Annotated in this window: 18 protein-coding genes; 8 read left to right on the top strand and 10 right to left on the bottom strand. The window is 47.8% G+C overall.

Features of this window, described 5'->3' with window-relative positions:
* Nucleotides 1-17: 17 nt before the first annotated feature.
* Together lsrG and tam are read left to right on the top strand one after the other, a co-directional pair.
* Complete coding sequence (gene lsrG / locus ACJHWR_RS00070; RefSeq protein ID WP_000558527.1) at nucleotides 18-308, top strand: (4S)-4-hydroxy-5-phosphonooxypentane-2,3-dione isomerase; 291 nt, start codon at nucleotides 18-20, stop codon at nucleotides 306-308.
* Between the two features lie 56 nt (nucleotides 309-364).
* Nucleotides 365-1123, top strand: a complete 759-nt coding sequence (gene tam, locus ACJHWR_RS00075; protein ID WP_001286571.1) for a trans-aconitate 2-methyltransferase — start codon at nucleotides 365-367, stop codon at nucleotides 1121-1123.
* A gap of 3 nt (nucleotides 1124-1126) precedes the next feature.
* Here the strand turns inward: tam and ACJHWR_RS00080 are convergent, their stop codons facing one another.
* The 6 genes from ACJHWR_RS00080 to sad all read right to left on the bottom strand — a co-directional run bounded on the left by ACJHWR_RS00080 (nucleotide 1127) and on the right by sad (nucleotide 8211).
* Nucleotides 1127-2041 (bottom strand): bestrophin family protein, encoded by a 915-nt coding sequence (locus ACJHWR_RS00080; RefSeq protein ID WP_001313828.1) that lies wholly within the window; start codon nucleotides 2039-2041, stop codon nucleotides 1127-1129.
* Nucleotides 2042-2237: 196 nt separating this feature from the next.
* A complete protein-coding gene (uxaB, locus tag ACJHWR_RS00085; protein ID WP_000854633.1) occupies nucleotides 2238-3689 on the bottom strand; it encodes a tagaturonate reductase in 1452 nt (483 codons plus the stop codon).
* A gap of 227 nt (nucleotides 3690-3916) precedes the next feature.
* Complete coding sequence (locus ACJHWR_RS00090) at nucleotides 3917-5335, bottom strand: diguanylate cyclase (protein WP_139352213.1); 1419 nt, start codon at nucleotides 5333-5335, stop codon at nucleotides 3917-3919.
* Nucleotides 5336-5473: 138 nt separating this feature from the next.
* Complete coding sequence (locus ACJHWR_RS00095) at nucleotides 5474-5833, bottom strand: DUF4186 domain-containing protein (RefSeq protein WP_001191032.1); 360 nt, start codon at nucleotides 5831-5833, stop codon at nucleotides 5474-5476.
* Complete coding sequence (glsB, locus tag ACJHWR_RS00100; protein WP_000257409.1) at nucleotides 5833-6759, bottom strand: glutaminase B; 927 nt, start codon at nucleotides 6757-6759, stop codon at nucleotides 5833-5835. Before glsB ends, ACJHWR_RS00095 begins: the two co-directional genes overlap by 1 nt.
* 63 nt (nucleotides 6760-6822) lie before the next feature.
* On the bottom strand, nucleotides 6823-8211 hold the full coding sequence (gene sad, locus ACJHWR_RS00105) for a succinate-semialdehyde dehydrogenase (RefSeq protein ID WP_000156623.1): 1389 nt from the start codon (nucleotides 8209-8211) through the stop codon (nucleotides 6823-6825).
* Between the two features lie 100 nt (nucleotides 8212-8311).
* On the opposite strand from sad, the gene ptrR reads away from it, so the two are divergent.
* The 3 genes from ptrR (at nucleotide 8312) to ydeA (ending at nucleotide 11726) form a co-directional block, all read left to right on the top strand.
* Complete coding sequence (ptrR, locus tag ACJHWR_RS00110) at nucleotides 8312-9193, top strand: putrescine utilization regulator PtrR (protein WP_000366491.1); 882 nt, start codon at nucleotides 8312-8314, stop codon at nucleotides 9191-9193.
* 77 nt (nucleotides 9194-9270) lie between these two features.
* On the top strand, nucleotides 9271-10386 hold the full coding sequence (gene yneK / locus ACJHWR_RS00115; RefSeq protein WP_000258568.1) for a putative protein YneK: 1116 nt from the start codon (nucleotides 9271-9273) through the stop codon (nucleotides 10384-10386).
* A gap of 149 nt (nucleotides 10387-10535) precedes the next feature.
* On the top strand, nucleotides 10536-11726 hold the full coding sequence (gene ydeA, locus ACJHWR_RS00120) for an L-arabinose MFS transporter (RefSeq protein WP_000210806.1): 1191 nt from the start codon (nucleotides 10536-10538) through the stop codon (nucleotides 11724-11726).
* A 24-nt stretch (nucleotides 11727-11750) separates the two neighbouring features.
* Here the strand turns inward: ydeA and marC are convergent, their stop codons facing one another.
* Complete coding sequence (gene marC / locus ACJHWR_RS00125) at nucleotides 11751-12416, bottom strand: NAAT family transporter MarC (RefSeq protein WP_000885035.1); 666 nt, start codon at nucleotides 12414-12416, stop codon at nucleotides 11751-11753.
* Nucleotides 12417-12627: 211 nt separating this feature from the next.
* On the opposite strand from marC, the gene marR reads away from it, so the two are divergent.
* Genes marR through marB form a run of 3 tightly spaced genes read left to right on the top strand, consistent with a single transcriptional unit; the run spans nucleotide 12628 to nucleotide 13716 of the window.
* Entirely contained in the window at nucleotides 12628-13062 is a 435-nt protein-coding gene (gene marR, locus ACJHWR_RS00130) for a multiple antibiotic resistance transcriptional regulator MarR (protein WP_000843419.1), read from the top strand.
* Between the two features lie 20 nt (nucleotides 13063-13082).
* Nucleotides 13083-13466: an MDR efflux pump AcrAB transcriptional activator MarA gene (gene marA, locus ACJHWR_RS00135; protein WP_000091199.1), complete on the top strand. Its 384-nt coding sequence runs from the start codon at nucleotides 13083-13085 to the stop codon at nucleotides 13464-13466.
* 31 nt (nucleotides 13467-13497) lie between these two features.
* A complete protein-coding gene (gene marB, locus ACJHWR_RS00140) occupies nucleotides 13498-13716 on the top strand; it encodes a multiple antibiotic resistance protein MarB (protein ID WP_000803531.1) in 219 nt (72 codons plus the stop codon).
* Between the two features lie 56 nt (nucleotides 13717-13772).
* On the opposite strand, the gene ACJHWR_RS00145 is transcribed toward marB, so the two are convergent.
* Genes ACJHWR_RS00145 through ACJHWR_RS00155 form a run of 3 tightly spaced genes read right to left on the bottom strand, consistent with a single transcriptional unit; the run spans nucleotide 13773 to nucleotide 17277 of the window.
* Nucleotides 13773-15212, bottom strand: a complete 1440-nt coding sequence (locus ACJHWR_RS00145; RefSeq protein WP_000012602.1) for a 6-phospho-beta-glucosidase — start codon at nucleotides 15210-15212, stop codon at nucleotides 13773-13775.
* Nucleotides 15213-15236: 24 nt separating this feature from the next.
* Complete coding sequence (locus tag ACJHWR_RS00150; protein ID WP_001022787.1) at nucleotides 15237-16910, bottom strand: carbohydrate porin; 1674 nt, start codon at nucleotides 16908-16910, stop codon at nucleotides 15237-15239.
* Between the two features lie 55 nt (nucleotides 16911-16965).
* Nucleotides 16966-17277: a PTS lactose/cellobiose transporter subunit IIA gene (locus ACJHWR_RS00155; protein WP_001459752.1), complete on the bottom strand. Its 312-nt coding sequence runs from the start codon at nucleotides 17275-17277 to the stop codon at nucleotides 16966-16968.
* Nucleotides 17278-17284 lie beyond the last annotated feature (7 nt).

A 17284-nucleotide genomic window follows, 5' to 3' on the forward strand; every position in this document is an offset into this window, starting at 1 on the left:
ATTTAAGGAGAAGAATTATGCACGTCACACTGGTTGAAATTAACGTTCATGAAGACAAGGTTGACGAGTTTATCGAAGTTTTTCGCCAGAACCACCTGGGCTCGGTACAGGAAGAAGGCAATTTGCGCTTCGATGTCTTACAGGACCCGGAAGTGAATTCGCGCTTTTATATCTACGAAGCTTATAAAGATGAAGACGCAGTGGCGTTCCATAAAACCACGCCCCACTACAAAACCTGTGTCGCGAAACTGGAATCTTTAATGACCGGGCCGCGTAAAAAACGTCTGTTCAATGGGTTGATGCCGTGAGGCGAATTTATCAATTTTATCTACAATTGGGGTAACGCGCTGACGGGAGTAAAAAAATGTCTGACTGGAACCCCTCTTTATATCTGCACTTTGCCGCTGAACGATCGCGTCCGGCGGTGGAGCTGCTTGCCAGAGTGCCGCTGGAGAATATCAAATACGTTGCCGATCTTGGCTGTGGCCCAGGTAACAGCACCGCCCTGCTGCATCAACGTTGGCCTGCGGCCAGGATAACAGGCGTCGACTCATCTCCGGCGATGATTGCTGAAGCGCGCAGTGCTTTGCCAGACTGCCAGTTCGTGGAAGCAGACATCCGCAACTGGCAACCGGAACAGGCACTCGATCTGATTTTTGCTAATGCCTCACTGCAATGGCTGCCCGACCACTACGAATTGTTCCCTCATCTGGTTTCTTTACTTAATTCGCATGGTGTGTTGGCAGTACAGATGCCAGATAACTGGCTAGAGCCAACCCATGTGCTCATGCGCGAAGTCGCCTGGGAACAAAATTATCCGGATCGCGGGCGTGAGCCGCTGGCTGGCGTTCATGCTTACTACGATATTTTGAGCGAAGCCGGATGTGAGGTCGATATCTGGCGAACCACTTACTATCACCAGATGCCGTCGCACCAGGCGATTATCGATTGGGTGACCGCCACTGGATTACGTCCGTGGTTACAGGATCTGACCGAGAGCGAACAGCAGCATTTTCTTACGCGCTACCATCAGATGCTGGAAGAGCAGTATCCACTGCAAGAGAACGGAGAGATACTGCTGGCATTTCCGCGTCTGTTTATTGTTGCCCGCCGTACGGAGTAATTATCACGTCAGCTGGTAATGGCGATCGGGAAGAATTTTCGCTGGAATTTCTGCTTCATCGTTCATCTGTAACAGGTCAATTTCAATAGCGTTGCAGATGGCATCCAGCGGTAAATCATTGTTTTCAGTACCGAAGGGATCTTCCAGTTCTTCCGCCAGACAATCCAGCGAAATAAAAGTGTAGGAAATCAGCACAGAGATAAAAGGCGTCATGTAATGCAGGTCCACGACCAGCGCAAACGGCAGCATGATACAAAACAGATACACGGTGCGATGCAAAATCAGGGTGTAGGCAAAGGGAATTGGCGTATAGGCAATGCGCTCGCATCCTGCCAGGACCGCTGAAATATCATTAAGCCGATCGTTGAGGCTAATAAACAGGATATCTGAAAGTTGTCCATTGCGTCGCTGAACCGCCAACCACTCCCCCATTATTAACAAGATGCGGTTAGCTGGAGAGTTCGAAGCCAGTACACGCTGAAGATCTTCAGTCTTGAGATAATGAGCCAGCACTTCCGCCTGTGGCTGTTTGCGTAATGTCATGCGTAAACAGTGGGCGAAGGCGATTTGCAGCCGGGCAAACTCCCTTACACTTGCCGAATCCGGTAATGTCGTTTTTACCTCGCGCAGTAACGACCGCGAGGCAATCATCAACTGCCCCCAAAGTTTTCGCGCTTCAACGTAACGCGCGTACCCGGCATTATTACGAAAACCAAGAAAAATGGCGATGGCGACACCGAGAATGCTGAACGGTGCGAGGGTGAATTTAATGCCCAAATGCGTGTACCAGGGCAGCATGAAAATAACAGCGATCGAAAAGAGAAAATTGAGTAGTAAGCGCGAGGATATCTTGGATAATACTGAACCGTGCCAGACAAAAATACGGCGCAGCCAGTGTTGTTGTGGACGAACAATCATGGTTATCTTCAGGCGTGGAAAAGTCGCCCTATTAAACGTGATTACGATCACATTCTCAAGACACTACTTACAAATTACCTACAAGCTTACAACATTTACAGGTGTGGCATATGGCACCCGTTAATGATAAAGGCACATAGGATGTTGTAACTAATATAGTGAAATAAGAAACCCGGTCGAAACCGGGTTCAGAGTATTAGCACAACGGACGTACAGCTTCGCGCATTCCTTTTTCGAGAATCGCATCCAGGTCATTAGCCACCTGCTCGACCAGACCAGGCACTTGCGTCAGGTCCTGCTCCCAGTGGTCTTTTTCAGCCAACACAATAGCAACCAGTTCCTGGGTGCCGATAACACGGTCACGATGCTGGCTCCAGAGTTGCTGATAACGTTCCAGCCAGTGGGCATCGTCCTGTACCGGATATGTTTCTCCATTACGCTCACCGCGATAGAACGCAATCAATGCTGCTAATGCGAAAGTAAGGCGCGCCGGAAGTGTGCCGTTTGCCTTCTGCCCTGCCAGCAGCTGCGGCAGGATACGGGTGCGGAACTTGGTCATACCGTTAAGCGCGATAGACAGCAGCTGATGCTTAATGTACGGATTACGGAAACGTCCGGTGACTGCACTGGCGAAAGATTCCAGTTCATCACGAGGCAAATCCAGTACCGGAATAATCTCTTCGTAGATGGCTTTTTCAACGAATGCACAAATTTCAGCATCGTTCATCGCTTCACCTACGGTATCCAGCCCTGCCTGGAACGCCACCGGCACCAGCGCGGTGTGCGCACCGTTGAGTATTGCCACTTTGCGTTCTTTATACGGTTTAATATCGTCAACAATCAGCACGTTGAGCGGATATTTGTCCAGACGCAGTTCAGTCGCTAAGGATTTCGGCCCCTGAATCACAAACAGGTAAAAGTGTTCAGCGGTGTCGAGGAAACCATCGTGATAACCCAGTTCTTCTTCCAGTTTAGCCACTTCATCACGCGGATAGCCGGTAACGATACGGTCCACCAGCGTAGAACAGAAGCTGTTAGCCTGATCCAGCCATTGAATAAATGCTTCTGGCAGTGCCCACTCTTGCGCATAGCGCAGCACCAGTTCACGCAACGCGTCGCCATTGTAGTCGATCAACTCACACGGGATGATGATCCAACCTTTATCCAGCGCACCGTTGAAATGGCTAAAACGTTCGAACAGCAGACGGGTCAGTTTTGCCGGATAACTTACCGCTGGCGCGTCATCGAATTTATCGCCCGCATGGTAGCTGATACCCGCTTCGGTGGTGTTAGAGAAAACAAAGCGCATTTCCGGGTTGTGCGCCAGTTTCAGGAATTCATCGTATTCACTGTAGACGCTGATTTCACGATTAACAGAGCGAATCAGACGCGCGTCGCTGACCGCTTCCCCCTTCTCGTTCAGACCACGGATAATGGTGGTGTACAGACCGTCCTGCGTGCTCAGTGACGGCGGGAATGAAGTTTCAATCGGACGAACAACGACCACGCCAGAATTCAGATCGGTGTGCTCATTCAGGAGATCGATTTGCCAGTCAACAAAGGCGCGCAGGAAGTTACCTTCACCAAACTGAATGATACGTTCTGGATACTGTGCACCGGGAAAATCGCGACGATTTAGTGTTTTCACAATGGGTTCCCTTCTGATTAGTCATACAACCTGTTTGAATTGGTACGACAGGTTAGCAAACTTTAATACGCCGAACCCCTGTTTTGATCAACTCCTGATGATTAATGAGCAGTTTTATGAGAAAAGTGTGGCGCGGATCATGGTTTAATCGAGGAACTACGCCTTTTATTCGCTCAATAAAGTGGTAGAACACATTCCATTTAAATCGCTGTGAATGAATAAAGATGTCAGACAACTTCCTCACCGTAACGCATAGTGCTGGTACGGTTGCGCCCATCTTTCTTCGAGCGATACAGACATGTATCGGCTTCGACCATCAATTTATTAAAGTCATCGGTCAGCGTTCGGTACGATGCGCAACCACTACCGACGCCAATACTTACCGTGAGATAAAGCGTTTTTTGTTGCCAGGTGAACGGTTGCAGTTCAACGCCTTTACGGATTTTTTCCGCCATTAGCAGACCATCTACAGGATTCACCGATGGCACTGCAACAGCAAATTCCTCGCCGCCCATTCGCGCCACCAGCCCCTTATCACCGACAATCTTCTGAATATGCTGGGCAAACACGCTTAACACTTTATCGCCACATTCATGTCCATAGTTATCGTTAATGCTTTTGAAATAGTCGATATCAAGCAGCATGACAGTCAGATGTTGTGTCTGTTTCAGCGATGGACTTTTCAGCGCCTCATAAAGACCGGACCGTGAGTAAACCTGAGTCAGAAAATCAAAGTCGGCTCGCAGCGCAACTTGCTTCATTAGCGAATTGATCGCTGCCACGCTAAAAGAAACCATAATTGGGCATATCGCCATCGTGGCAATACCGAGACGTGCGGAGAACATTTCTGGAATGGAGAATGGCGAACCGACCGAGATATCAATCACCGAATTTGCCACCAGTACGATTTCCACCGCACCGGTGACAAAGGTCAACAGACATGTTACCTGCGGCGTATAGCGCACTGCACACCAGATTAATGCAGGGAGCGGAAACGCCAGACTCCCCGCTCCGCCAATGACTACCGAGGCAATAACCGACACAATAAGCGCGATAGCAGGCATCATCTGCTCTGCTTTAAAGCGCGGCAGTACTCCAGGAATTGCCAACGTCAGCATACAAGGCACGATCAACACGCCCGTTGAGAATTGCTCACTGAACCAGTCGGCAAGCAAAGGCCAGAAATCCAGACTATCAATACTGACCGAACCAATCGCCCCGACAATAGCGCATAATAATGCGGCAATCAGACAGTAATTAAATAGCCGTAAGGCACTTACTGGCTCATACTTATTTTTCCCCAGACGCTTATCCCGCGCGACCAGTAAGGCGACGGTAACAATAAACATCATATTGGAGAAATTGATAGCCAGTGAAACCAGCCCCCATTCGGTGGTTATGGCATCATAAACCAGCATCGCCACATAACTGATCGCATAGTAATGCAGTCGATTAAGCCAGACATAGCGGGCAAACCCCCCCGCCATTACGCCATTCAGCGGCCAGAAAAGAGAAAGTTCGTGAACCAGCCGTAACTCTGCACCAATAAAATAGAACAGCGTGGTTAGCACAAAAATAGCGATGCTATTACGTAGCAGATGACCTTCCTGGAACAAACGGAAAGTTGAAATGGGCTGTACATGCATTAATTATCTGTCCATACAATTGCGGGTGGCAATTATCTCAACGCAATAAGTAAATTCTTAGAAAGGATAGCATGTTCGCTGACAACGGCGGCAACTAAAGATACCTAATGAATGCCATTTTATCGATTTCCGTAATTATCATGGCTGATTCATCTGTATAACCAACCAGTGATAGATTACCGCCACGATATAACGTTGTTGTTCTTCGCTTAACGAAACACCCTGCGGAATGTTATGCCACTTAGCCAGACAACCGCGACAACAGGTTGCAGTGGCGTGCTGAGCGATAAACACCGGATGCCCGCGCATGGGGGTTTGCTTACCGTCATTAGCCGGTAATGCCGGAGCAAGACGTTTAGCGACAAAATCTGCCGCATGTTGTTCAATGACTGGCGCGCCTTTCTCCAGACAATACTGACGCTCTTTCACACCCAAACGAAAGCGAGAGCGAAATTTTGAACGGGATAAACGCGCGAAGAGTGGATCGAGAGACTGCATTAATAAACTGAACGCCCTAATTGTTTCGTCAATTGTTCAAGGACAGCAATGCCCGCAAGCGAGTTACCGGCATCATCCAGTTCCGGGCTCCAGACTGCGATGGCCATTTCATGCGGAACAATCGCCACAATACCGCCACCAACGCCAGATTTTGCCGGTAGTCCCACCCGCCAGGCAAACTCCCCCGCGTTCTGGTACATACCACTGGTCGCCATCAGCGCGTTAATTTGCCGCGCCTGCATTGGCGTCACCACAGGTTCATCAATATGAATAGCTTTCCCCTGATTAGCCAGAAAGACAAATGTCCGGGCCAGCTCTACGCAGCTCATTTTCAAGGCGCAATAGTGGAAATAGTTTTGCAGAACGGTTGTCACATCATGATGGAAATTGCCAAACGACTTCATCAGCCAGGCGATAGCCGCATTTCGCGCGGAATGTTCAAATTCGGAACGCGCTACCACCGTATCGTAGGAAATATCAGACACACCACTTAAGCCGCGCACGACTTCCAGCATACGTTGCCGAGGTGCGCTTAATCGCCCTTGCAACATATCGCAGACCACCAGCGCACCGGCATTAATAAACGGATTACGCGGAATACCCTGCTCCATTTCCAGTTGCACTAAAGAATTGAACGGTGATCCAGACGGATCTTTGCCGACGCGTTGCCAGATTTCCTCTTCGGAGTAATGACGCATGGCGACAACGAGACTCAGCACTTTGGAAATAGACTGAATGGAAAAACGTTCTTGCGCGTCTCCGGCCTGAAAAAGCTGTCCGTCAACGGTACAGATAGCAATCCCCAATCGGGAACCGTCTACCGTAGCCAGCGCCGGAATATAATCCGCGACTTTACCCTGACCAATGAGCGGCCGCACTTGCCGCAAGATGTTTTCTAAAATTGCATTATCCATGGCGACTGCCACTTTCTACTCCTGGACCGCAGGTCTGAAAAGACCTGCGAGTATATCAGAGCTGAATATATAGCGTCAGACCCGGTCTTTCCACACCGTCTGGATATTACAGAATTCGTGTAAGCCAAAATGGGAAAGCTCACGACCAAAGCCACTCTTCTTCACACCACCAAAGGCGACTCGCGCGTCGCTGGCACAGTAACCATTGATAAACACCCCACCGCATTCCAGACGTGCCGCCATCTGTCTGGCCCGGGTTTCGTCGGTGGTGAAAATGGTCGCTGAAAGGCCGAACTCGCTATTATTAGCCAGTTCCAGTGCATGTTCTGCATCTTTCGCAATGGTGATTGCCGCAACGGGGCCAAACATTTCTTCCCGAAACGCGGTCATTTCTGGGGTAACATTCGCCAGAACCGTTGGCGGATAGTAGTTACCTGCCCCAGCCATCTTTTCCCCGCCCAGTAACAAACGCGCACCCTGCGCCAGGGTTTTCTCCACCTGATGATGCAGCTCATCACGTAAATCAAAACGAGCCATTGGTCCGAGAGTGTTCTCTTCGTCACGGGGATCGCCCATTTTCAAGGCTGCCGCAGCTGCCACAAAACGTTCGGTAAATGCCGAAGCAATTCCCTCTTCGATGATAAAGCGTTTTGCCGCTGCACAAACCTGTCCGGTATTCTGATAACGTCCGGCTACCGCCGCTTTAACCGCCAGTTCCAGATCGGCATCGTTAAGCACAATAAATGGATCCGAACCGCCCAGTTCCAGTACGCATTTTTTCAGTGCCGCTCCAGCCTGTGCGCCAATAGCCGCTCCCGCACGAACACTTCCGGTCACCGTGACAGCAGCAATGCGCGAGTCTTTAATCATCTGACTGACGCCGTCGTTGTCGGCATTCAGCCAGCCATATACGCCTTGTGGGATACCCGCATCTTTAAACACCTGGGCAATGAGCTGTGCACAGCCCATCACATTCGGCGCATGTTTAAGTAAGTAGCCGTTACCTGCAAGAATGATGGGAACCGCGCCACGCATCACCTGCCATAACGGAAAATTCCACGGCATAATCGCCAGAATTGTCCCCAACGGTCGATACTCAATAACTGCCTGCTGATTTTCCACCAGCGTAGGTTCCGCCTTCAGCATTGCCGGACCATGTTCTGCATACCAGTCACACAAATTCGCCGATTTCGCCACTTCAGCGCGCGCCTGGTTGATTGGTTTGCCCATTTCACGGGTGATCATTTGCGCCATTTCTTCGCTACGGACACGCAGAGCCTTACCGATATCACGCAGTTTTTCAGCACGATAATCTATATTTGTCTCGCGCCAGTCGCGAAAGCCTGCTGCCGCCAGCTGAAGTGCGTTTTCGATATCATCAGCGCCAGCCCACGGCAGCACAGAAAGTTGTTCACCGGTGGCAGGATTTATCGAAATTGCATGAGTTGCCGGAGTAATGGTCATCGGGGTATCTCCTTTATGGGTTATGGTAAAAAGATACGCAGATTTACTCTTGCTTGAAAATGAATAATATTAAGTCACTTATTCACGAATTGAGAATGCCATGGATCTGACCCAACTGGAGATGTTCAACGCGGTTGCCGAAGCTGGCAGCATTACCCAGGCTGCAGCAAAAGTGCATCGCGTGCCGTCGAATCTCACTACCCGTCTACGCCAGCTGGAAACAGAACTGGGGATTGATCTGTTTATTCGCGAGAATCAGCGTTTACGTCTCTCACCTGCCGGGCATAACTTTTTACGCTATAGCCAACAAATTCTCGCGTTAGTGGATGAAGCGCGGAGCGTTGTCGCTGGCGATGAGCCGCAAGGTTTATTTTCTCTTGGTTCGCTGGAAAGCACCGCTGCGGTGCGCATTCCGGTCACGCTGGCGGAATTTAACCGTCGTTATCCCAAAATTCAGTTTTCACTTTCCACCGGCCCTTCCGGCACTATGCTGGAAGGGGTGCTGGAGGGAAAACTGAATGCAGCGTTTATTGATGGGCCCATTAACCATACTGCCATTGACGGGATACCGGTGTACCGCGAGGAGCTGATGATCGTCACGCCACAAGGACATGCGCCAGTAACCCGCGCCAGTCAGGTAAATGGCAGTAACATTTATGCCTTCCGCGCCAATTGTTCGTATCGTCGCCACTTCGAGAGCTGGTTTCATGCTGATGGTGCCGCTCCGGGAACTATTCACGAGATGGAGTCGTATCACGGGATGTTGGCCTGTGTGGTCGCAGGAGCAGGTATTGCGCTTATTCCGCGCTCTATGCTGGAAAGTATGCCGGGGCATCACCAGGTTGAAGCGTGGCCGTTAGCTGAGCAATGGCGTTGGTTAACAACCTGGCTGGTCTGGCGTCGCGGTGCGAAAACGCGTCCGCTCGAGGCATTTATTCAACTGCTGGATGTGCCTGACTCGGCAAAACAGGGTTACCAATGAGCTATTTTTGATAGTTCTTGCGGCTAATATGCTCTATATAGTGATGTTCCGATGACTTATGACTATATGGAGCAAATATGGTTACGCCAGTAAGCATCAGCAATTACATATCTCTTCCTGATGATTTTCCCGTACGTAATATTGCACCGCAGGTAAAAGAAGTTTTAAAGGATTTCATTGATGCACTTAGTACAATAATATGTGATGAAGAATGGCGCACGTCTTTAAACATCAACTCAGCCACAAAAAAGATATTTAATAACCTTGACAACTTATCATATATTCAGAGGACTTCTTTTCGGGGTAACGACACGCTATACAATGAAAAGGTTCAGTTTAAACTCACTTATCCCGTCAAGAATGGAAGACACAAAGAAAATATTGAATTTCAGGTAGTAATAAATTTAAGCCCTATTTATTTAGATAATTTCCGCCATGATGGGGAAATTAATATTTTTTGCGCTCCCAACCCAAAGCCTGTCACTATGGGGCGCGTATTTCAGACCGGCGTCGAGCGTGTGCTCTTTCTTTTTCTGAATGACTTTATAGAACAATTTCCAATAATCAACCCTGGCGTTCCTATCAAAAGAGCGCATACGCCACATATTGAACCCCTGCATCCGGATCACCATACCGCTGCAGATTACATACGCCAGTTTGATTTGCTTGTCCTGAATTTTATCTCTCGCGGTAATTTTGTCATACTCCCCCGATTATGGAATAACTCTGAGGTTCACAGATGGTTCGGGAATAAAGAACCTAACTTGCTCACCGCTATTCTCGACATAACGGACAGCGAATTAAAAGAGGATTTATTGCAAAGTCTGATGGATTCACTAGGTTCTAACAAACATGTACTACCCGAAGTCTGCATCTGCTTTTTATCCCTTTTAGCAGAACAAGATTTTCCACATTTTCAGGAGTTGTTTTTATTTTTCGCCAATATGTTATTGCACTATCACCAATTTATGAATCCCAATGAAAGTGATTTGATTGACGTGTTGATGCCAGCATCATTAAGTGATGATAAAATTATCAAACATATGGCGCGCAAGACCCTCAAACTTTTTGTAAAAAATGAAACGCCGCCAAAAGTTACTCATGAAGACCTGGTGAAAAACAGGCCTCGCTCCCCTGTCAGACCACCTATACCCGCAACTGCCAAAACGCCAGACCTCCCTGAACGTCATTAAACCGTGATGTGAACGACTCTCTGACGCGTGAAAGAATCAGCGTCAGAGAAACGGAAAACGCGATCCAGATCACAAATGCATTGTATTCACATCATTAACCGTTTTAAGATCATTTCATCACTTTTTCGCAACTCACCCGATAATCTGTTATGACAACAAACACTGTTTCCCGCAAAGTGGCGTGGCTACGGGTCGTTACGCTGGCAGTCGCCGCCTTCATCTTCAACACCACCGAATTTGTCCCAGTTGGCCTGCTCTCTGACATTGCGCAAAGTTTTCACATGCAAACCGCTCAGGTCGGCATTATGTTGACCATTTACGCATGGGTAGTAGCGCTAATGTCATTGCCTTTTATGTTAATGACCAGCCAGGTTGAACGGCGCAAATTACTGATCTGCCTGTTTGTGGTGTTTATTGCCAGCCACGTACTGTCGTTTTTATCGTGGAGTTTTACCGTTCTGGTGATCAGTCGCATTGGTGTGGCTTTTGCACATGCGATTTTCTGGTCGATTACGGCGTCTCTGGCGATCCGTATGGCTCCGGCCGGGAAGCGAGCACAGGCATTGAGTTTAATTGCCACCGGTACTGCACTGGCGATGGTCTTAGGTTTACCTCTCGGGCGCATTGTGGGGCAGTATTTCGGTTGGCGAATGACCTTCTTCGCGATTGGTATCGGGGCGCTTATCACCCTTTTGTGCCTGATTAAGTTACTTCCCTTACTGCCCAGTGAGCATTCCGGTTCGCTGAAAAGCCTCCCGCTATTATTCCGCCGCCCGGCATTGATGAGCATTTATTTGTTAACTGTGGTAGTTGTCACCGCCCATTACACGGCATACAGCTATATCGAGCCTTTTGTGCAAAACATTGCGGGATTCAGCGCCAACTTTGCCACGGCATTACTGTTATTACTCGGTGGTGCGGGCATTATTGGCAGCGTGATTTTCGGTAAACTGGGTAATCAGTATGCGTCTACGCTGGTAAGTACGGCGATTGCGCTGTTGCTGGTGTGCCTGGCACTGCTGCTACCTGCGGCGAACAGTGAAATACACCTCGGGGTGCTGAGTATTTTCTGGGGGATCGCGATGATGATCATCGGGCTTGGTATGCAGGTTAAAGTGCTGGCGCTGGCACCAGATGCTACCGACGTCGCGATGGCGCTATTCTCCGGGATATTTAATATTGGAATCGGCGCGGGTGCGTTGGTAGGTAATCAGGTCAGTCTGCACTGGTCAATGTCGATGATTGGTTATGTGGGCGCGGTGCCTGCTTTTGCCGCGTTAATATGGTCAATCATCATTTTCCGCCGCTGGCCAGTGACACTCGAAGAACAGACGCAATAGTTGAAAGGCCCATTCGGGCCTTTTTTAGTGGTACGTTTTAATGATTTCCAGGATGCCGTTAATAATAAACTGCACCCCCATACATACCAGCAGGAATCCCATCAGACGGGAGATCGCTTCAATGCCCCCCTTACCCACCAGCCGCATAATTGCGCCAGAGCTGCGTAGACTTCCCCACAAAATAACCGCCACCAGGAAAAAGATCAGCGGCGGCGCAACCATCAGTACCCAATCAGCAAAGGTTGAACTCTGACGCACTGTGGAGGCCGAGCTAATAATCATCGCTATGGTTCCCGGACCCGCGGTACTTGGCATTGCCAGTGGTACAAAAGCAATATTGGCGCTGGGTTCATCTTCCAGCTCTTTCGACTTGCTTTTCGCTTCCGGTGAATCAATCGCTTTCTGTTGCGGAAAGAGCATCCGAAAACCGATAAACGCGACGATTAAGCCGCCTGCAATTCGCAGACCGGGAATCGAAATGCCAAATGTATCCATCACCAGTTGCCCGGCGTAATACGCCACCATCATGATGGCAAATACGTACACCGAGGCCATCAACGACTGACGATTACGTTCAGCACTGTTCATGTTGCCTGCCAGGCCAAGAAATAACGCGACAGTTGTTAATGGGTTAGCTAACGGTAGTAACACCACCAGCCCCAGGCCTATTGCTTTAAACAAATCTAACATTGGTGGTTGTTATCCTGTGTATCTGGTTTATCAGCGAAAAGTATAAGGGGTAAACAACGATAAAGTGTCACTCTTTAGCTAACCTTGCATCGCATTGACCAAAACTTGAACCGATTTAGCAAAACGTGGCATCGGTCAATTCATTCATTTGACTTATACTTGCCTGGGCAATATTATCCCCTGCAACTAATTACTTGCCAGGGCAACTAATGTGAAAAGTACCAGCGATCTGTTCAATGAAATTATTCCATTGGGTCGCTTAATCCATATGGTTAATCAGAAGAAAGATCGCCTGCTTAACGAGTATCTGTCTCCGCTGGATATTACCGCGGCACAGTTTAAGGTGCTCTGCTCTATCCGCTGCGCGGCGTGTATTACTCCGGTTGAACTGAAAAAGGTATTGTCGGTCGACCTGGGGGCGCTGACCCGTATGCTGGATCGCCTGGTCTGTAAAGGCTGGGTGGAAAGGTTGCCGAACCCGAATGACAAGCGCGGCGTACTGGTAAAACTTACCACCAGCGGCGCGGCAATATGTGAACAATGCCATCAATTAGTTGGCCAGGACCTGCATCAAGAATTAACAAAAAACCTGACGGCGGACGAAGTGGCAACACTTGAGCATTTGCTTAAGAAAGTCCTGCCGTAAACAAAAAAAGAGGTATGACGATGTCCAGACGCAATACTGACGCTATTACCATTCATAGCATTTTGGACTGGATCGAGGACAACCTGGAATCGCCACTGTCACTGGAGAAAGTGTCAGAGCGTTCGGGTTACTCCAAATGGCACCTGCAACGGATGTTTAAAAAAGAAACCGGTCATTCATTAGGCCAATACATCCGCAGCCGTAAGATGACGGAAATCGCGCAAAAGCTGAAGGAAAGTAACGAGCCGATACTCTATCTGGCAGAACGATATGGCTTCGAGTCGCAACAAACTCTGACCCGAACCTTCAAAAATTACTTTGATGTTCCGCCACATAAATACCGGATGACCAATATGCAGGGCGAATCGCGCTTTTTACATCCATTAAATCATTACAACAGCTAGTTGATAACGTGACAACGTCACTGAGGCAATCATGAAACCACTTTTATCCGCAATTGCAGCTGCGCTTATTCTCTTTTCCACGCAGGGCATTGCGGAACAAACCACGCAGCCGGTTGTTACTTCCTGTGCCAATGTCGTGGTTGTTCCCCCATCGCAGGAACAACCACCGTTTGATTTAAATCACATGGGTACTGGCAGTGATAAGTCGGATGCGCTCGGCGTGCCCTATTATAATCAACACGCTATGTAGTTATTGTCAGGCTCTGATCACAGAGCCTGACATCTCCGTAATATCTTTTTGAAGTCTCAAATATTTTCGCCATTGTTGGCGATGAGATCCCGATACCAGTAAAACGACGCTTTACGTATCCTTTCCAGCGTTCCCTTCCCTTCGTTGTCTTTATCGACATAAATCATTCCGTAGCGTTTTTTCATTTCCCCTGTTCCGGCAGAAACCAGGTCAATGCAGCCCCACGGTGTGTAGCCAATTAAGTCAACACCATCTTCAACAACGGCTTTTTTCATTTCCCGAATATGGGAAGCAAAGTACTCAATGCGATAGTGATCGTTCACCGTGCCGTCAGCTTGTCTCTGGTCAACCGCACCCAATCCATTTTCGACAATAAACAGCGGCAACTGGAAATGATCCCAGAACCAGTTGAGTGAATAACGTAGCCCTGCCGGATCAATTTGCCATCCCCATTCGGATGTATCGATATAAGGGTTGCTGACCAAATCTCGTGGTTCAACATAATTCAGTTGCGGGTTATCTGGCGAAAATTGCGTAGTAAAAGACATGTAGTAGCTAAAACCGATAAAGTCGACACAACCTCTGGCAAGAATCGTGTTATCTTCTGGTGTGATATCGAGGTTGAATCCTTTCCTGGCAAAGTAATTCAGCATATGTTGCGGATAATATCCACGCGCATGAACATCAGTAAACCAGTAACGACGATGCATCGCTTTCGTGGCCATCATCATATCGTTGGGTGCACACGTCAGAGGATAGATGGGGCACATGGCGATCATACAGCCGATATTAAATTCAGGATTGATCGATTTTCCAGTCTGTACCGCCAGGGCACTGGCAACTAACTCGTAATGTACCGCCTGGTACATTATTTGTTCGCGCTCATTGATATCTTCCTCTGGCGAATACAAGATACCGGAATTAGTAAATGGACACAGGCTTTCGCTGAAATTCACCTGATTATTGATTTCGTTAAACGTCATCCAGTACTTTACTTTTTCTTTATAGCGCGTGAAGACCGTTGATGCGAAGCGGATGAAAAAGTCGATCAGTTTACGGTGTCGCCAGCCACCATATTTTGTCACCAGATGATAAGGCATCTCAAAATGCGAAAGCGTCACCACAGGCTCCATTCCCTGCTTCAGGCATTCATCGAACAGATCATCATAAAATTGTAAACCCTCTTCATTCGGCTCCTGTTCGTCACCTTGCGGAAAGATTCGTGTCCAGGCAATGGAAGTTCGAAAGCATTTGAATCCCATCTCGGCAAATAACTGAATATCTGTTTTATAGCGATGATAAAAATCAATTGCTTCATGATTGGGATAATTAAGCCCGTCGATAATGCCTTCTGTCACTTCACGCGGCACCCCGTGAGCGCCAGCAGTCATCACATCAGCGATACTGATGCCTTTTCCTCCTTCATTCCAGCCACCTTCCAACTGATGCGCGGCTACCGCGCCACCCCATAAAAAACCTTTTTTAAATCCTGACATACACAACTCCTTAACTAAAATAGATTACCACCAGACTTCCGCCTGGATGCCGGCCATAAATTCGTCTTTGCTGTTCTCATTAAACTTAAAATTAGATAATTCGTTATCCAGAATATTGATATACGTGCCATAGAAGCGAATTTCTGGTCGTGAACCTAAAATGCTTTCACCCACTTTCAATGCATGCCAGAGTGTCGTTTTATAAGCCGATTCATTTAGTGTTACACCCTGCTGTGCTTTGTTCTGTTGCTTAAACCAGCCTAATTCAAGCCCCGTCTGATTCCATGTATTCCAGATCCAGGCCGGTCTTATTACGGTGCGAATACTGTCAAAATCACTATGAGCGCCACTTTCATAACTATAAACATCTTCGCCATGAGAATAGACAAGCGCGTTAGCCATAATAATATTGTCAGTAAGATACATCTCGCCCTGAGAGATTAAACGCCAGGCGATCCCATTGGTATGGTCACCATAGTAATAGCGACCATGCGCCATCGTGTTACTGGCATCTGAGAAACTGGCAAAACTGCTGGCATAGGAATTATTGGCAACCTGTAACGTAAATTCATTAAACGTATCGCGTTGCAGTTTTTGCCGTAAAACAGAAGTCAGCATCCAGCTATCTTTCATTTCAAAATAACTGTCGTCATTTTCATTATCTTGTTGTTGATCCGTTTTATTAGGTGCGGAATATTTAGCCATTAATGATAATGTTGCATCATCCCATAACGGGATATTGCGATAACGAACATCCACAGAATTAGTATTCATCTGACTGGTACGCGTAAAATCACGGGAGTAAACATCGACATCATCTCGGCTTAAGGACATATCAAACAGCCCTACACCAAGTGCCCAGTTTTCAATCCCCACACCCGCAGCGACATCCGTGGTTAAGGTTTTCCAGTCCAGCATTTGGATCTCATATTGCGGGAGTTTATGTTTGCCTACCCAGAAGTCTGCCTCTGGCGCGAAGGGTAAAAAACCTCGCGTTGTCAGATAAATATCACTGAACTGCATGATATTTTCATTGGCACTGTCACCAAACCAGGCATCGTTATACTGCTCACCTACGTTGCCATCATAGGTAACGACCGCATTTGCCGTTTTACCGTCCTGATTATAAACACGCTGATTTAAGGTTAAGTCAAACCAACCGCTCATCTCGTTACCAAAACGTCCCAGAGAACCCGCTGCATAAGTTTGTGGTGAGCCATGATTTCCGGTACCCCAACCTGAGCGAAAGTACCCCTGATAGCTGAACCCAATATCATCTTTTATATATTTACTGATATCTTTCAGGGTCACGCTTTCGATAGTGGTTTTATCGCCTTTACTTTCAATAACGGCAATTTGCTGCGATCCATTTATAGTATGTGCTGCGGCAGACGAGTTCTGTTCACCGTTTTCATTTTTGATGTTATCAGCAACGGGAGATGGAGCTGATATTTCGGCAAGCGAGGCCGATTGATATTTATTTTCTGTGATGCTTTTTTGTAATGTCGAAAGTCGGAATTTATATACTCCTAGTTCATTCTGTGTTGCTCTCAGCTCTTGTTTATTTTGCGACAATTCATTTTCAAGCAGTTCAAGGCGCTGCTCTATGGTTAATTTTGTTGCCATCGCGTTCAATGGAAACAATGCTGTAATAATAGAAAAAGACAAAAGGCTGACGTTAAGCGTCTTTATATTCATGACTTATCCTTAAGAGTGTAATAATTTCCTCCAGCTATCGCACTGGAGGAAAAAATCAGGCATGGAGCTCTTTTCTTAATGAAATGATTTCCCTGGCTAAATCCTGGCATAATATTGCATTCATCAAATGATCCTGTGCATGTACCAGAATGAGATTAACTTTTATTTTGCCACAGCCTTCATCCTGACTAATTAACGCGGTCTGAATCTTATGCGCCTGAAGACAGGCGGATTCAGAACTGGCCATTAGCTGAGTTGCGCCCTGCCAGTCTTTTTGCCCGGCACAACGTATGGCTTCCATCGCATCAGAACGGGCCTGTCCTGCGTTGACCAGTAACTCCATAACAAGTTCTTCATCTGCAAACATCAACATC

Source organism: Escherichia sp. WS568, assembly GCF_046486085.1.
Classification (GTDB): Bacteria; Pseudomonadota; Gammaproteobacteria; order Enterobacterales; family Enterobacteriaceae; genus Escherichia; species Escherichia coli.

Bases quoted from the DNA above. Each gene is read 5' to 3' on its own strand.
- lsrG (WP_000558527.1), top strand. From the start codon at position 18: ATGCACGTCACACTGGTTGAAATTAACGTTCATGAAGACAAGGTTGAC.
- tam (WP_001286571.1), top strand. From the start codon at position 365: ATGTCTGACTGGAACCCCTCTTTATATCTGCACTTTGCCGCTGAACGA.
- ACJHWR_RS00080 (WP_001313828.1), bottom strand. From the start codon at position 2,041: ATGATTGTTCGTCCACAACAACACTGGCTGCGCCGTATTTTTGTCTGG.
- ACJHWR_RS00090 (WP_139352213.1), bottom strand. From the start codon at position 5,335: ATGCATGTACAGCCCATTTCAACTTTCCGTTTGTTCCAGGAAGGTCAT.
- ACJHWR_RS00095 (WP_001191032.1), bottom strand. From the start codon at position 5,833: ATGCAGTCTCTCGATCCACTCTTCGCGCGTTTATCCCGTTCAAAATTT.
- sad (WP_000156623.1), bottom strand. From the start codon at position 8,211: ATGACCATTACTCCGGCAACTCATGCAATTTCGATAAATCCTGCCACC.
- ptrR (WP_000366491.1), top strand. From the start codon at position 8,312: ATGGATCTGACCCAACTGGAGATGTTCAACGCGGTTGCCGAAGCTGGC.
- yneK (WP_000258568.1), top strand. From the start codon at position 9,271: ATGGTTACGCCAGTAAGCATCAGCAATTACATATCTCTTCCTGATGAT.
- ydeA (WP_000210806.1), top strand. From the start codon at position 10,536: ATGACAACAAACACTGTTTCCCGCAAAGTGGCGTGGCTACGGGTCGTT.
- marC (WP_000885035.1), bottom strand. From the start codon at position 12,416: ATGTTAGATTTGTTTAAAGCAATAGGCCTGGGGCTGGTGGTGTTACTA.
- marA (WP_000091199.1), top strand. From the start codon at position 13,083: ATGTCCAGACGCAATACTGACGCTATTACCATTCATAGCATTTTGGAC.
- marB (WP_000803531.1), top strand. From the start codon at position 13,498: ATGAAACCACTTTTATCCGCAATTGCAGCTGCGCTTATTCTCTTTTCC.
- ACJHWR_RS00145 (WP_000012602.1), bottom strand. From the start codon at position 15,212: ATGTCAGGATTTAAAAAAGGTTTTTTATGGGGTGGCGCGGTAGCCGCG.
- ACJHWR_RS00150 (WP_001022787.1), bottom strand. From the start codon at position 16,910: ATGAATATAAAGACGCTTAACGTCAGCCTTTTGTCTTTTTCTATTATT.
- ACJHWR_RS00155 (WP_001459752.1), bottom strand. From the start codon at position 17,277: ATGTTTGCAGATGAAGAACTTGTTATGGAGTTACTGGTCAACGCAGGA.